The organism is Streptomyces sp. NPDC052020, from assembly GCF_040680575.1.
In the GTDB taxonomy this organism is placed as follows: domain Bacteria; phylum Actinomycetota; class Actinomycetes; order Streptomycetales; family Streptomycetaceae; genus Streptomyces.
Window position 1 is genome coordinate 1 of record NZ_JBFAWY010000058.1, and the last position, 15,582, is coordinate 15,582.

Genomic DNA, 15,582 nt, shown 5'->3' on the forward strand with positions numbered 1-15,582 from the left:
GGCGTTGCGGGGGTGTGGGGGGTGGGGGCGTCGCCGGCGGCGGGGCCGGGGGGCGCGCCCCCCGGGGTCGGGGGGGGGGGGGGCGCCCCCCCCCCCCCCCCCCGCCCGGTTTGGTCAGTCCTCCGCGGAGTCCTCGTCGTCCCCGCCGGCCGCCGGCGGCTTCGGCGGCCTGGTCCGGCCGCCGGGGTTGTCCCGCAGATACGACGTGCCGGGCGGGCCGGGGGGACCGTCGCCGCCGTCCGCCGTGGCGTGCCCGCCGGACGGACCGCTCCCGCCGTCCCGGCGCCGCAGATACCGCTCGAACTCCCGGGCGATCGCCTCACCCGACGCCTCCGGCAGCTCCGCGGTGTCCCGGGCCTCCTCCAGCGTCTGGACGTACTCGGCTACCTCGCTGTCCTCGGCGGCCAGCTGATCCACGCCCACCTGCCAGGCGCGCGCGTCCTCGGGCAGCTCGCCCAGCGGGACGCGCACGTCGATCAGGTCCTCCAGGCGGTTGAGGAGGGCCAGCGTCGCCTTCGGGTTCGGCGGCTGCGACACGTAGTGGGGCACCGCGGCCCACAGCGACACCGCCGGCACCCCGGCGTGTGTGCACGCCTCCTGGAGGACGCCGACGATACCCGTCGGGCCCTCGTACTTGGTCTCCTCCAGGTCCATGCGGCGCGCCAGGTCGGGGTCGGAGGTGGTCCCGCTGATCGGGACCGGGCGCGTGTGCGGGGTATCGCCCAGCAGGGCGCCCAGGATGACCACCAGCTCCACGCCCAGCTCATGGGCGAAACCCAGCAGCTCGTTGCAGAACGAGCGCCAGCGCATGGACGGTTCGATTCCCCGGACCAGCACCAGGTCCCGCGGCTTGTCGCCGCCGACCCGGACCACCGACAGCCTGGTCGTCGGCCACATGATCTTGCGGACGCCGCCGTCCAGGAACACCGTGGGGCGGTTCACCTGGAAGTCGTAGTAGTCCTCGGCGTCCAGCGCCGCGAACACCTCGCCCTTCCACTCCCTGTCGAGATGCGCGACCGCGGTGGAGGCGGCGTCGCCGGCATCGTTCCAGCCCTCGAACGCGGCCACCATGACCGGGTCGATCAGCTCGGGAACCCCCTCGAGCTCGATCACCCAGTGCCTCCTTCCGACGTGCCCTCGCTTGACGTCCCAACCTTACGGCGTGCGGCGGGGGCGTCCGCAGCCCCCTCGCACCCCCTCGCACGGGGGAGTGACCCCATCACTGCCCCGGCAACCACCTCGGAACACCCGGGCGGACACGTCGGCCCGGGGCGGCCGCAGACCGCGGCGAGGCTTACGGGAAGGGGCGGTTCCGACGGTGCGGAGCCGCCCCTTCAGGGGGTGGCCGGCGGTGTCCGCCGCCGGGTGCCCGCCGTCGGGCGTCTACTTCTTGTCGAGCAGGTCCCGCACCTTGGCGCGGATCTCGTCCGTGGCCAGGCCGCGGATCGTCAGCGTGGTGCGGCGGCGCAGCACGTCGTCCGGGGTCTGGGCCCACTCGTGGTCGCGGGCCCAGACGACCTGTGCCCAGATCTCCGGGGCGTCGGGGTGGACGCGCTCGGCGAGCTCCGGGTCGTCGTTGGCCAGGCGGGCGATGTCGAACGCCAGCGAACCGTAGTGGGTGGCCAGGTGCCGGGCGGTGTCGGCCGCCATGCGCGGGCCGGGCGCGGGGCCGTCCACCAGGAGCCGGTGGGCGACCGCGCGGGGGTTGGCGACACCCGGCAGCGGCAGCTTCCTCGGCAGGGAGGAGACCGGCTCGAAGTCGTCGCCCAGCGGGTGGCCCGGCAGCGACTCCAACTTCCTCATCACCGTCCGGCCGATGTGGCGGAAGGTGGTCCACTTGCCGCCCGCGACGGACAGCATGCCGCCCCGGCCCTCGGTGACCACCGTCTCGCGCTTGGCCTTCGCCGTGTCGCCGGGTCCGCCCGGCAGCACGCGCAGACCCGCGAAGGCGTACGTGATCAGGTCCCGGTCGAGCTGCTGGTCGCGGATGGAGAACGCGGCCTCGTCCAGGATCTGGGCTATGTCCTTGTCGTTGACCGCGACGTCCGCCGGGTCGCCCTCGTACTCCTCGTCGGTGGTGCCGAGCAGCAGCATGTCCTCCCAGGGGAGGGCGAAGGTGATGCGGTACTTGTCGATCGGGGTCGCCAGCGCCGCCTTCCACGGGGAGGTCCGCTTCAGCACCAGGTGCGCGCCCTTCGACAGACGGATGGACGGCGCGGCGTTCGGGTCCTCCATGCGGCGCAGGTGGTCGACCCACGGGCCGGTCGCGTTCAGCACCAGCCGGGCGTGCACGCCGAACTCCTCGCCGGACAGGCGGTCCTTCAGCTCGGCGCCGGTGACGCGGCCCCGGGTGAAGCGCAGGCCGGTGACCTCCGCGTGGTTGAGGACGACGGCGCCCGACTCGACGGCCGCGCGGACCGTCATCAGCGCCATCCGCGCGTCGTTCATCTGGTCGTCGCCGTACACGGCCACGGCCCTGAGGTTCTCGGTGCGCAGCTCGGGAACGTCCTGCCGCGCCTTGGCCGGCGAGAGCAGATGGCCGACGCCGTCGCCGAACGCCGACAGCGCGGAGTAGGCGAAGACACCCGCCCCGAGCTTGGCCGCGCCGTGCGGGCCGCCCTTGTACACGGGGAGGTAGAAGGTGAGCGGGTTCGCCAGGTGGGGGGCCACCTGGCGGGAGACCGCGCGGCGCTCGAAGTGGTTCTCCGCCACCAGCTTCACCGCGCCGGTCTGCAAGTAGCGCAGGCCGCCGTGGAGCAGCTTGGAGGAGGCGGAGGAGGTGGCGCCGGCGAAGTCACCGGCGTCGACGAGGGCCACCCTGAGACCGGACTGGGCGGCGTGCCAGGCGGTGGAGATGCCGAGGATGCCGCCGCCGATCACGAGAAGGTCGTACGACGCCTTGGAGAGCTGCTCCCTGGTCTCGGCGCGGCTCGGGCGGGAGCCGGAGGCCGGGCGCGTCCCCAGGGCAGGCACGGACGGCAGGGCGGACTGAGTGGTCATGTCGGGTTCTTAACTCCTCGTCGGCTCTCGTCAGCCTTCGTCGGCGATCCAGCCCATGGTCCGCTCGACGGCCTTGAGCCAGTTCTTGTACTCACGGTCGCGGGTGGCCGCGTCCATGCGGGGCGTCCACTCGGCGGCCCGCCGCCAGTTGGCGCGCAGGTCGTCGGTGCTGTTCCAGAAGCCGACGGCGAGGCCGGCGGCGTAGGCGGCGCCGAGGCAGGTCGTCTCGGCGACCATCGGGCGCACCACGGGCGCGTCCAGGAAGTCCGAGAGGGTCTGCATCAGCAGGTTGTTGGAGGTCATGCCGCCGTCGACCTTGAGGGCGGCCAGCTCGACGCCGGAGTCCTTGGTCATGGCGTCGGCGATCTCCCGGGTCTGCCAGGCGGTGGCCTCCAGGACGGCGCGCGCGAGGTGCGCCTTGGTGACGTACCGGGTCAGGCCGGCGATCACCCCGCGGGCGTCGGAGCGCCAGTACGGGGCGAACAGTCCGGAGAAGGCCGGGACGAAGTACGCGCCGCCGTTGTCCTCGACGGACAGGGCGAGGGTCTCGATCTCGGCGGCGGTGGAGATGAGCCCCATCTGGTCCCGCATCCACTGCACCAGGGAGCCGGTGACGGCGATCGAGCCCTCCAGCGCGTAGACCGGCTTGTCGTCGCCGATCTGGTAGCCGACGGTCGTCAGCAGCCCGCTGTAGGAGTTGATGAGCTTGTCACCGGTGTTCATCACCATGAAGGTGCCGGTGCCGTACGTCGACTTGGTCTCGCCCTCGGAGAAGCAGGTCTGCCCGAACAGGGCCGCCTGCTGGTCGCCGAGCGCGGAGGCGACGGGGACGCCGCCGAGCAGCTCGCCCAGCCGACCGCCCTTGATCTCGCCGTACACCTCGGCGGAGGAGCGGATCTCGGGAAGCATCCGGGCCGGCACGCCGATGGACTCGCAGATCCGCTCGTCCCACCGCATGGTGTGCAGGTTCATCAGCAGGGTGCGGGAGGCGTTGGTGACGTCGGTGACGTGCCGGCCGCCGTCGGTACCGCCGGTCAGGTTCCAGATGACCCAGCTGTCCATGGTGCCGAAGAGCAGGTCGCCCGCCTCGGCGCGCTCGCGCAGGCCGTCGACGTTGTCGAGCAGCCAGCGGGCCTTGGGACCGGCGAAGTAGGAGGCCAGGGGCAGCCCGGTCTCGCGGCGGAAGCGGTCCTGGCCGACGTTGCGGGCCAGCTCCCGGCACAGGGCGTCGGTGCGGGTGTCCTGCCAGACGATCGCGTTGTGGACGGGCTCGCCGGTGTTCCGGTCCCAGACGAGGGTGGTCTCGCGCTGGTTGGTGATGCCGATGGCCTTGATGTCGTCGCGGGTGATGCCCGCCTTGGCGACGGCTTTGGCGACGACCTCCTGGACGTTGGCCCAGATCTCGGTGGCGTCGTGCTCGACCCAGCCGGGCCTGGGGAAGATCTGCTCGTGCTCCTTCTGGTCGACGGAGACGATCCGGCCGTCCCGGTCGAAGACGATGCAGCGGGAGGAGGTCGTGCCCTGGTCGATCGCCGCGATGAAGGGGCCGGCGGTGTGGGCGTCGGTCACTGTCTGCTCCTGGAAGTTCCGTGGTGGTGGGGCTTGCGTGTACGGCGCGTGCCGTGCGGCTCGGAGTCCGTGCCCGGTGGGCGCGGGCGGCACCCCTAAGCGAACGCGGCGTTGTACACGCCCGCGGCGATCGCCGCACCGATCAGCGGACCGGCGATCGGGATCCAGGCGTACCCCCAGTCGGAGCCGCCCTTGTTGGGCAGGGGCAGGAGGGCGTGCACGATGCGCGGGCCGAGGTCGCGGGCGGGGTTGATCGCGTAACCGGTCGGCCCGCCGAGGGACAGGCCGATCGAGACGACGACGAAGGCGGTGATCAGGGCGCCCAGGGTGCCGAGGCCGTCGCCCCGGTCGTTCAGGCCCTGGGTGAGGATGGCGAGCAGCAGGACGAAGGTGCCGATGATCTCCGTGGCGAGGTTCTGCGCCGCGTGGCGGATCTCGGGGCCGGTGGAGAAGACGCCCAGCACCGGGCCGGCGCCCTTCTCCTGCGCCTCGACGGCCTTGGCGGCGGTGTCCTGCGCGCCCGGACCGCCGACGATCTCCTGGTCGGTCAGGTGCGCCTGGAACTGGCCGTAGTAGGCGGCCCAGACCAGGGCCGCGCCGATCATGGCGCCGAGGATCTGGCCGGCCAGGTAGGTCGGGACGTTGCCCCACTCGCCGTCCTTGAGGGCGATGCCGAGGGTCACGGCCGGGTTCAGGTGAGCCCCGGACAGGGGTGTGGAGATGTAGGCCGCGGTCATGACGGCGAAACCCCACCCGAAGGCGATGGCGACCCAGCCGGCGTCGCGGGCCTTGGAGGCCTTGAGCGTGACGGCGGCGCAGACCCCGCCGCCGAGCAGGATGAGCACGGCGGTACCGATGGTCTCGCCGATGAAGATGTCGGAGCTGGACACCCGCGACTCCTTTGTCCTTCGTCCAGGGGATGCCGTACCCGGGTCCCTCCGGGTGTTCCGGCGCCCTCGGGGTGAGAGCGATGGCGGCCCTTGGCGTTGTCACACTCTAGCGCCTATTGCCGGTAGGTGTTCGACAATGCCGACCGATGGACGGGAGTCTTGCTTCGACGTCACTCATGCGTCAAGGGTTCTGTTGCCGAAACCGCGATCGTTACCGATCGGCCGGTGTGGTCGATCTCGTGGGGGTTCGCGACGGTGCGGGGCGGGGTGTGGGCGGGTGTGCCGGTTCCGGGCAGGCCGGCCGCCGGAACGCCGCCCGGCGTTGCGGTCCTCGTCGTCGCGCGCGGACGCGTCTGTGCGCGCACGCGTCTGTGCGCGGACGTGCCGGTGTGCGGAGGGGGCGGTGTGCGGACGCGCCGGTGCGCGGAGGGGCCCGTGCGCGGGGCCGGCCGCGGGCCGGTGTGTCTCAGAACCGCCCGGCGCCCAGATCCCGCGACACCGCCCGGGCGCAGTCCCGTACCGCCGCCACCAGCTCGGGGCGCAGTTCGCCGTCCCGGCACAGCCGCTCGACGGCGCCGGTGACGCCGACGGCGCCCACCGGCATCCGCCGCCGGTCGTGGATGGGGGCCGCGATGGAGGCGACGCCCTCCCAGGTCTCCTCGATGTCCGCCGCGTAGCCACGCGCGCGCGTGAGGCCGAGGATGTGCTCGAAGCCGTCCAGGTCGCAGACGGTCCGGTCGGTGAACGCCTGGCGCTCGGCCTCCGCCGCCTCGCTGCGGGCCACCGGGTCGTAGGCCGACAGCACCTTGCCCAGGGCCGTGGAGTGCAGCGGCTGCATCGCCCCGATCTCCAGGACCTGCCGGCTGTCGTCGGGCCGGAAGACGTGATGCACGATCAGGACGCCCTGCTGGTGCAGAACGCCCAGATAGACGCTCTCGCCGCTGGAGCGGGCCAGGTCGTCCGTCCACACCAGGGCGCGCGCCCGCAGCTCGTGCACGTCGAGGTAGGTCGTGCCCAGCCGCAGCAGCTCGGCGCCCAGCTGGTAACGGCCGGACGCGTCGTCCTGCTCGACGAAGCCCTCGTGCTGGAGGGTGCGCAGGATGCCGTGCGCGGTGCCCTTGGCGAGGCCCAGCGAGGAGGCGATGTCCGACAGGCCGAGCCGCCGCTCGCCGCCCGCGAGCAGCCGCAGCATCGCGGCCGCCCGTTCGAGCGACTGGATGTTCCGTGCCATCGCCGTACCGCCTCCGTCCCTTCGACCGCCGCCTTCGCGGCATCGCTGCCGCCGTTCGGCAATGTCGAACACTACCGGTCGTTGCCGACCTGCCGCCAATGGTCGGTCGGGCAACGGTTCGCGCCGGCCCGTCCGCCGGAGCGGGCCAGCCCCGGTGTGACCGGTCGTGACCGGGGCACACCGGGTGGCCCGGGCGGACGGTGACCGGGCCGGATCGACCGGATACGGCTGGAAGGCGCCGGTCCCCTCGGGTGCGGGCTGCCGCCCGGGAGCCGGTCGCCGGCGCAAGGGTAGGCCAGTCGGCGCGGCGCCTCCGGCACTCCCCGGCCCCCGGGCCTCTCGGGGCGGCCCCGCCCGGCGCCTCGCCGGACCCGGGAGGTTCTCGGCGCCGCCCGCCCGCCCCGGCAGTCCCCGGCCCGCACCCCTGGGGCCGCCCCGCGCCACCCGTGGCCGCACCTCCGGTGGCCGTCGCGCCCGCGTCGTACCCCGCCCGCGCACGCCGCTCCCATGAGTGATCCACCCGTCTTTCCTCGTCCGTCCCGTGGACGCCCCTGACCATCCGCCCGCGGTCCCGGCTACCCTGGCCGCGTGCGCTTTCCCCCGCGACGTCCGCCCGGACGTATGCCGGGGGACGCAAAGCCGACAGCCGTCGCATCCAAGGGAGCCCCTTCATGGCCTCGTCGCCGTCCACCCCATCCACCGACACCCGGACCCGCGTGTCCGCCCTGCGCGAGGCGCTCGCCACCCGTGTGGTGGTCGCCGACGGGGCGATGGGCACCATGCTCCAGGCGCAGAACCCCTCGCTGGACGACTTCGAGCAGCTGGAGGGGTGCAACGAGGTCCTGAACCTGACCCGCCCCGACATCGTGCGCTCCGTCCACGCCGCCTACTTCGAGGTGGGCGTGGACTGCGTGGAGACCAACACCTTCGGCGCCAACCACTCCGCCCTCGGCGAGTACGACATCGCCCACCGCGTCCACGAGCTGTCCGAGGCCGGCGCCCGGGTCGCCCGCGAGGTCGCCGACGAGTTCGCCGCCAAGGACGGGCGGCAGCGCTGGGTCCTCGGCTCCATGGGCCCCGGCACCAAGCTCCCCACCCTCGGCCACGCCCCGTACACCACCCTGCGCGACGCCTACCAGCGCAACGCCGAGGGCCTGGTCGCGGGCGGCGCGGACGCGCTGCTGGTGGAGACCACCCAGGACCTGCTCCAGACCAAGGCCGCCGTGCTCGGCGCCAAGCGCGGCCTTCAGGCCCTCGGCACCGACATGCCGGTGATCGTGTCCGTCACGGTCGAGACGACCGGCACCATGCTGCTCGGCTCGGAGATCGGCGCCGCCCTCACCGCGCTGGAGCCGCTGGGCATCGACATGATCGGCCTGAACTGCGCCACCGGCCCGTCCGAGATGAGCGAGCACCTGCGCTTCCTCGCGCGTCATTCCCGCATTCCGCTGTCCTGCATGCCCAACGCCGGTCTGCCCGTCCTCGGCAAGGACGGCGCCCACTACCCGCTCACGGCACCCGAGCTGGCCAACGCGCAGGAGACGTTCGTCCGCGAGTACGGCCTGTCGCTGGTGGGGGGCTGCTGCGGTACGACGCCGGAGCATCTGCGGCAGGTCGTGGAGCGGGTCCGGGGTGTCACGCCGGTGGAGCGGGATCCGCGGCCGGAGCCGGGCGCGGCGTCGTTGTACCAGAGTGTGCCGTTCCGGCAGGACACCTCGTACCTGGCGATCGGTGAGCGCACCAACGCCAACGGGTCGAGGAAGTTCCGTGAGGCCATGCTGGACGGCCGCTGGGACGACTGCGTGGAGATGGCCCGCGAGCAGATCCGCGAGGGCGCGCACATGCTGGATCTGTGCGTGGACTATGTCGGCCGGGACGGTGTGGCCGATATGGAGGAGCTGGCGGGGCGCTTCGCCACCGCGTCCACGCTGCCGGTCGTGCTGGACTCCACCGAGGTCGACGTCATCCGGGCCGGTCTGGAGAAGCTGGGCGGCCGGGCGGTGATCAACTCGGTGAACTACGAGGACGGGGACGGGCCGGAGTCCCGTTTCGCCAAGGTCACGGCGCTGGCCAGGGAGCACGGGGCCGCGCTGATCGCGCTGACCATCGACGAGGAGGGCCAGGCCCGTACCGCGGAGAAGAAGGTCGAGATCGCCGAGCGGCTGATCGCGGACCTGACGGGGAACTGGGGCATCCGTGAGGAGGACATCCTCGTCGACTGTCTGACCTTCACCATCTGCACCGGTCAGGAGGAGTCCCGCAAGGACGGTATCGCCACCATCGAGGGCATCCGCGAGCTCAAGCGGCGTCACCCGAGGGTGCAGACGACGCTGGGTCTGTCGAACATCTCCTTCGGCCTGAACCCGGCCGCGCGGATCCTGCTGAACTCCGTCTTCCTCGACGAGTGTGTCAAGGCGGGCCTGGACTCGGCGATCGTGCACGCCAGCAAGATCCTGCCGATCGCCCGCTTCGACGAGGAGCAGGTCACCACCGCCCTCGACCTGATCTACGACCGCCGCCGCGAGGGCTATGACCCGTTGCAGAGGCTGATGGCGCTGTTCGAGGGCGCGACGGCGAAGTCCCTGCGGGCCTCCAAGGCGGAGGAGCTGGCCGCGCTGCCCCTGGACGAGCGTCTCAAGCGGCGCATCATCGACGGCGAGCGCAACGGTCTGGAGGCCGATCTGGACGAGGCGCTCCAGGCGCGTCCGGCGCTGGAGATCGTCAACGAGACGCTGCTGGACGGCATGAAGGTGGTCGGCGAGCTGTTCGGCTCCGGCCGGATGCAGCTGCCGTTCGTGCTCCAGTCGGCCGAGGTGATGAAGACGGCCGTGGCCTACCTCGAACCGCACATGGAGAAGACGGACGAGGCGGGCAAGGGCACCATCGTGCTGGCCACCGTGCGCGGTGACGTCCACGACATCGGCAAGAACCTCGTCGACATCATCTTGTCGAACAACGGCTACAACGTCGTCAACCTCGGTATCAAGCAGCCGGTCTCGGCGATCCTGGAGGCCGCCGAGGAGCACCGGGCCGACGTCATCGGCATGTCCGGGCTGCTGGTGAAGTCCACGGTGATCATGAAGGAGAACCTGGAGGAGCTCAACCAGCGCGGCATGGCCGCCGACTACCCGGTCATCCTCGGCGGCGCCGCGCTCACCCGGGCCTACGTCGAGCAGGACCTGCACGAGATCTACGAGGGCGAAGTCCGCTACGCCCGGGACGCGTTCGAGGGCCTGCGCCTGATGGACGCCCTCATCGGCGTCAAGCGGGGGGTGCCCGGCGCCAAGCTGCCGGAGCTGAGGCAGCGCCGGGTGCGGGCCGCCGCCGTCGAGGTCGAGGAGCGCCCCGAGGCCGGGCACGTCCGCTCCGACGTCGCCACCGACAACCCCGTCCCCGAACCGCCGTTCTGGGGCACCCGGGTCATCAAGGGCATCCAGCTCAAGGAGTACGCGTCCTGGCTGGACGAGGGCGCCCTGTTCAAGGGCCAGTGGGGGCTGAAGCAGGCCCGCACCGGCGAGGGGCCCACCTACGAGGAGCTGGTCGAGACCGAGGGCCGGCCCCGGCTGCGCGGCCTGCTGGACAAGCTCCAGACGGAGAACCTGCTGGAGGCGGCCGTGGTCTACGGCTACTTCCCCTGCGTGTCCAAGGACGACGACCTGATCGTCCTGGACGACGCCGGCAACGAGCGCACCCGCTTCACCTTCCCCCGCCAGCGCCGCGGCCGGCGCCTGTGCCTGGCCGACTTCTTCCGCCCGGAGGAGTCCGGCCAGCGGGACGTCGTCGGCTTCCAGGTCGTCACCGTCGGCTCCCGCATCGGCGAGGAGACCGCCCGGATGTTCGAGGCCAACGCCTACCGCGACTACCTCGAACTGCACGGCCTGTCCGTCCAGCTCGCCGAGGCCCTCGCCGAGTACTGGCACGCCCGGGTACGCGCCGAACTCGGCTTCGCCGGGGAGGACCCGGCCGCGATGGAGGACATGTTCGCCCTGAAGTACCGCGGCGCCCGCTTCTCCCTCGGCTACGGCGCCTGCCCCGACCTGGAGGACCGCGCCAAGATCGCCGACCTGCTCCAGCCCGAACGCATCGGCGTGCGCCTGTCCGAGGAGTTCCAGCTCCACCCCGAACAGTCCACCGACGCCATCGTGATCCACCACCCGGAGGCGAAGTACTTCAACGCCCGCTGAGGCGTCCGGGGAAGGGCGCGAGCCGCCCCGGCGGCCCGCGCGTCCGCCGGTGTGCCCCAGGGCACACGGCTCATATCAGGCGTTCCGTCCGCGCACGTCGTACACTGGTCGGTCCACCGCAGGCCGGCTCCCATCCGGGAGCCGGCCTGATCGTCCCTCAAGGAGGTACGTGGATGACCAGTACGGTGCCCGCGCTCGGAACCCTGCCCGGGACTCTCGGCCCCGCCCGGGCGGGGAAGACCCGGACCGCCGACGGCAGCGCCCTTCAGGCCGTGCTCCTCGACATGGACGGCACCCTGGTGGACACCGAGGGCTTCTGGTGGGACGTCGAGGTCGAGGTCTTCGCCTCCCTCGGGCACGCGCTCGACGAGTCCTGGCGCCATGTGGTGGTCGGGGGCCCCATGAGCCGCAGCGCGGGGTTCCTGATCGAGGCCACCGGCGCCGCGATCACCCTCGCCGAACTCACGGTGCTGCTCAACAAGGGCTTCGAGGAGCGCATCGAGCAGGCACTGCCGCTGATGCCGGGAGCCGCCCGGCTGCTCGCGGAGCTGTACGAGCACGAGGTCCCCACCGCGCTGGTGTCCGCCTCGCACCGCCGGATCATCGACCGGGTGCTGACGACGCTGGGCGCGCACCACTTCGCGCTGTCGGTCGCCGGCGACGAGGTGCCGCGCACCAAGCCCCACCCCGACCCCTACCTGACCGCCGCCGCCGGACTGGGCGTCGACCCGGCGGCGTGCGCGGTCGTCGAGGACACCGCGACCGGGGTCGCCGCCGCGGAGGCCGCGGGCTGCCACGTGGTGGCCGTGCCGTCCGTCGCCCCCCTCGCCCCGGCGCCCCGGCGCACGGTCGTGACCTCGCTGGAAGAGGTCGACCTCGCATTCCTGCGCCGACTGATGACGAAAAGGCGCTAGGCGTTCACCCGGCGTACGGCGCTGATAGGGCGGGAATTTCCGGGTACGCGTGTTCGGGAGACCGCGCGCGGAGATCACGCAGTGGTGTGCGCGGCAAAATTCCCGCCGCCGGATGAACGCCTTCCGGCGGGCCGCTCACCGGGCTATGTTGTGACGTTCGTCACGTGATGACGGGTCGACAAGGGGGTGTGCGTGTGCTGAGCGCCGCCTTCCGGGTGTTGCCGACGTGCCTATGTGTCCCGATTGGTGGGAGGCTGCACGAATCCTTCCCCTGTCGGGTTTTCGGTCTGTCCGCACCCGGTTTCGCTGCGTGATGAGACCTCAACTTCGGTGCCCGCGAACCGTACTGCGGGCGCGGACTAATCTCGTCGCGAGAACATCACCCCCACCCCCGTGATCCGCTGCGCCACCCCTGCATGCCGGATACACGGACCCGACAGTCCTGGAGTACCCCGAGCATGAACCGCAAGACTTTGGTGCTGCCGGCCGTCATCGGTCTGCTCGCCCCGGTGCTCGCCGCGTGCGGCGGGTCGGACGGCGGCAGCGGCGACGGTGACGCGATCGTCGTCGGCACCACGGACCGGTTCACCGCCTCGAAGGCTGCCCCGGCGCCCCTCGACCCGGCCTTCGCCTACGACGTCGGCAGCTGGAACATCCTGCGCCAGACTGTCCAGACCCTGATGGTCCAGCCCCGCGGGGAGGGGGAGCCGGTACCCGAGGCCGCCGAGAAGTGCGGCTTCACCGACACCGGCAACGAACGCTACGCCTGCACCCTGCGCGACGGCCTGAAGTTCGCCTCCGGCGACCCCGTCACCGCGGCCGACGTGAAGTACTCCATCGACCGCGCGCGCTCCCTGAAGACCGGCAGCGGTGTGTCGGGCCTGCTGTCCACCATCGACACCATCGAGACGCAGGGCGAGCGCGAGGTCATCTTCCACCTCAAGACCGCCGACGCCACCTTCCCGTTCAAGCTGTCCACTCCGGTGGCGGGCATCGTCAACCCCGACGACTACGCCAAGGACAAGCTGCGCGAAGGCTTCGGCGTGGACGGCTCGGGCCCGTACACCGTGAAGGCCGAAGTCCAGGACGACGAACTGGTCAAGGCCGTGTTCACCAAGAACCCCGGCTACAAGGGGACCTTGGCGGTGAACAACGAGAAGGTCGAGATGGTGTCGTTCGAGGACGCCGACGCCATGGGCCGCGCGCTGGACCGGGGCGACATCGACCTGATGGCCCGCGCCATGACGCCGGAGCAGGTCAAGGAGCTGTCCAACGCCTCCGACGACACCGTCGACCTGGTGGAGATGCCCGGCCTGGAGATCCGCTACCTGGCCTTCAACACCAACGCGCCGGAGGTCAAGGACAAGGCCGTCCGCCAGGCCATGGCCCAGACCATCAACCGCAGCGAACTGATCTCCAGGGTCTACGGCTCCCAGGCCGAGCCGCTGTACTCCCTGGTGCCGGCCACGGTCACCGGTCACTCCAACTCGTTCTTCAACGAGTACGGCGACCCGAGCGCGGACAAGGCCAGGACCCTGCTGGAGCGGGCCGACATCAGCCTCCCGGTGAAGCTGACGCTGCACTACACCACCGACCACTACGGCGCGGCCACCGAGCTGGAGTTCGAGGAGCTGAAGAGGCAGCTGAACGACAGCGGCCTGTTCGACGTCAGCATCGAGGGCACCCCCTGGAAGACCTTCCGCCCGGCCGGGCAGAAGGGCGAGTACGAGGTCTACGGCATGGGCTGGTTCCCGGACTTCCCGGACGCCGACAACTTCCTCGCCCCGTTCCTCGACGCCGACAACTTCCTCAGCTCGCCGTACGTCAACAGCGAGATCCGCGACACCCTCATCCCGGAGTCCCGGCGCGAGGCCGACCGGCTGTCCGCCGCGGAGAGCGTGACGAGGATGCAGGACATCGTCGCCGACGAAGTACCGGTGCTGCCGCTGTGGCAGGGCAAGCAGTACGTCGCCGCGCGGGACGACATCACGGGCACCGCGTACGCCCTGAACTCCTCCTCCACCCTTCAGCTGTGGGAGCTCGGCCGCGGAGTGAGCGGCTGACGCCTTCCCGCCGCCGGGGCCGTGGACGACGGCCCCGGCGACCCGACTCACCGACGACAAGGCACAGCACGTGAACCTGCGCAACCACTGGCCGGTCCTGCCGATCGTGGCGGGGCTCGCCTCCGGCCTGCTGACCGGCTGCGGTACGGAGAACGGCGATTCCGGGGCCGACGGCCCCTCGGTCGTCGTCGGCATGTCCGACGACGTCCTGGCCACCGACCCCGCCGCCGGCTACGACCCCGGCTCCTGGCTGCTGTTCAACAACGTCTTCCAGTCGCTGCTCAGCTTCCCCAAGGGAGGCACGCAGCCGGAACCGGAGGCCGCCGAGGCCTGTGCCTTCACCGACACGCGGGCCCAGGTGTACCGGTGCACGCTCAAGGACGGGCTGAAGTTCAGCAACGGCGACCCGCTCACCTCGAAGGACGTGAAGTTCTCCTTCGACCGCGTGCTGAAGATCAAGGACGGGGCCGGTCCCGCCGTCATGTTCACCACGCTCGACAAGGTCGAGACGCCCGACGCCAGGACGGTCGTCTTCCACCTCAACACGCCGGACGCCACCTTCCCCAGCAAGATCGCCTCCGGCGCCGGCTCCATCGTCGACCACCGCCAGTACGACGCCGACGGACTGCGCGAGGACGGCAAGGCGGTCGGCTCCGGTCCCTACCAGCTGGACTCGTTCGGTGAGAACGAGGCCGTCTTCTCGGTGAACAAGCACTACAAGGGCACCGCCGAGGTCCAGAACACGGGCGTGACGCTCAAGTTCTTCCACGGCGACCAGAGCAAGCTGAAGCAGTCCCTCCTGGACGGCGACGTCGACGTCGCCTACCGCGGCCTGACCGCGAGCGACATCGCGGACCTCCAGAAGGCCGGCGACGGCTCCGGCGTCGAGATCGTCGAGGGCAGCAGCGCCGAAGTCCAGCACCTCGTCTTCAACATGGACGACCCGGTCGCCGGCAAGCCGGGCGTCCGCAAGGCCATCGCCCACCTGCTGGACCGCGAGGCCCTCATCCAGGACGTGTACCAGGGCACGGCGACCCCGCTGTACTCGATCATCCCGGCCGGTATCGCCGGCCACAACACGGCCTTCTTCGACACCTACGGCGCCCGCCCCTCCAAGGACAAGGCCGCCGCCGCCCTGCGCGCGGACGGCATCACCGGCAAGGTCAAGCTGACCCTCTGGTCGACCCCGTCCCGCTACGGCCCGGCCACCGACCAGGAACTCCAGGCGATCGCCGGCCAGCTCAACGCGAGCGGCCTGTTCGACGCGGAGATGCAGTCCGTGCCCTTCGAGCAGTACGAGAAGGACATAGCCGCCGGCAAGTACGGCGTGTACGTGAAGGGCTGGGTCCCCGACTACCCGGACCCCGACAACTTCACGGCCCCCTTCTTCGGCAAGGGCAACGTGCTGGGCAACAACTACGCCGACAGCACCGTCACCGGCACCCTCCTGCCGCGCACCGCCGCCGAGAGCGACCGCTCCTCGACCGAGGAGGAGTTCGGCCGCCTCCAGGACATCGTCGCCGAGGACATCCCCGTCCTGCCCGTCTGGCAGGCCAAGCAGTACGCGGTCGTCCGCGACCACGTCTACGGCCTGGAGTACTGCCTCGACGCCTCCACCGTCTTCCGGTTCTGGGAACTCAGCAAGGACTGACGGATCGCCGCACACGGCGAAGGGCGCCCCCTGCCCGGCAGGGGGCGCCCTTCGCGTGTCGTACGGACCCGGCGGCGCGG

Annotated in this window: 9 protein-coding genes; 4 read left to right on the plus strand and 5 right to left on the minus strand. The window is 71.4% G+C overall.

The features are described from left to right. Positions 1-114: 114 nt before the first annotated feature. From AB0L74_RS33220 to AB0L74_RS33240, 5 genes are all read right to left on the minus strand, one after another. Positions 115-1,113: a PAC2 family protein gene (locus tag AB0L74_RS33220; protein ID WP_365660818.1), complete on the minus strand. Its 999-nt coding sequence runs from the start codon at positions 1,111-1,113 to the stop codon at positions 115-117. 270 nt (positions 1,114-1,383) lie between these two features. After that, positions 1,384-3,000, minus strand: coding sequence for a glycerol-3-phosphate dehydrogenase/oxidase (locus AB0L74_RS33225; RefSeq protein ID WP_365660821.1), 1,617 nt, complete (start codon positions 2,998-3,000; stop codon positions 1,384-1,386). Between the two features lie 30 nt (positions 3,001-3,030). Further along, positions 3,031-4,569, minus strand: coding sequence for a glycerol kinase GlpK (gene glpK / locus AB0L74_RS33230; protein ID WP_365660824.1), 1,539 nt, complete (start codon positions 4,567-4,569; stop codon positions 3,031-3,033). Positions 4,570-4,664: 95 nt separating this feature from the next. Then, on the minus strand, positions 4,665-5,459 hold the full coding sequence (locus AB0L74_RS33235) for an MIP/aquaporin family protein (RefSeq protein WP_365660827.1): 795 nt from the start codon (positions 5,457-5,459) through the stop codon (positions 4,665-4,667). Between the two features lie 466 nt (positions 5,460-5,925). Next, a complete protein-coding gene (locus tag AB0L74_RS33240) occupies positions 5,926-6,690 on the minus strand; it encodes an IclR family transcriptional regulator (RefSeq protein ID WP_365660830.1) in 765 nt (254 codons plus the stop codon). Positions 6,691-7,361: 671 nt separating this feature from the next. Between AB0L74_RS33240 and metH the strand changes: the two genes are divergently transcribed. From metH to AB0L74_RS33260, 4 genes are all read left to right on the plus strand, one after another. Beyond that, on the plus strand, positions 7,362-10,874 hold the full coding sequence (gene metH / locus AB0L74_RS33245) for a methionine synthase (protein ID WP_365660833.1): 3,513 nt from the start codon (positions 7,362-7,364) through the stop codon (positions 10,872-10,874). Between the two features lie 173 nt (positions 10,875-11,047). After that, a complete protein-coding gene (locus tag AB0L74_RS33250) occupies positions 11,048-11,788 on the plus strand; it encodes an HAD family phosphatase (RefSeq protein WP_365660836.1) in 741 nt (246 codons plus the stop codon). Positions 11,789-12,246: 458 nt separating this feature from the next. Next, positions 12,247-13,851 (plus strand): ABC transporter substrate-binding protein, encoded by a 1,605-nt coding sequence (locus tag AB0L74_RS33255; protein ID WP_365660840.1) that lies wholly within the window; start codon positions 12,247-12,249, stop codon positions 13,849-13,851. A 70-nt stretch (positions 13,852-13,921) separates the two neighbouring features. Beyond that, positions 13,922-15,502, plus strand: coding sequence for an ABC transporter substrate-binding protein (locus AB0L74_RS33260; protein WP_365660843.1), 1,581 nt, complete (start codon positions 13,922-13,924; stop codon positions 15,500-15,502). Positions 15,503-15,582: the final 80 nt, after the last annotated feature.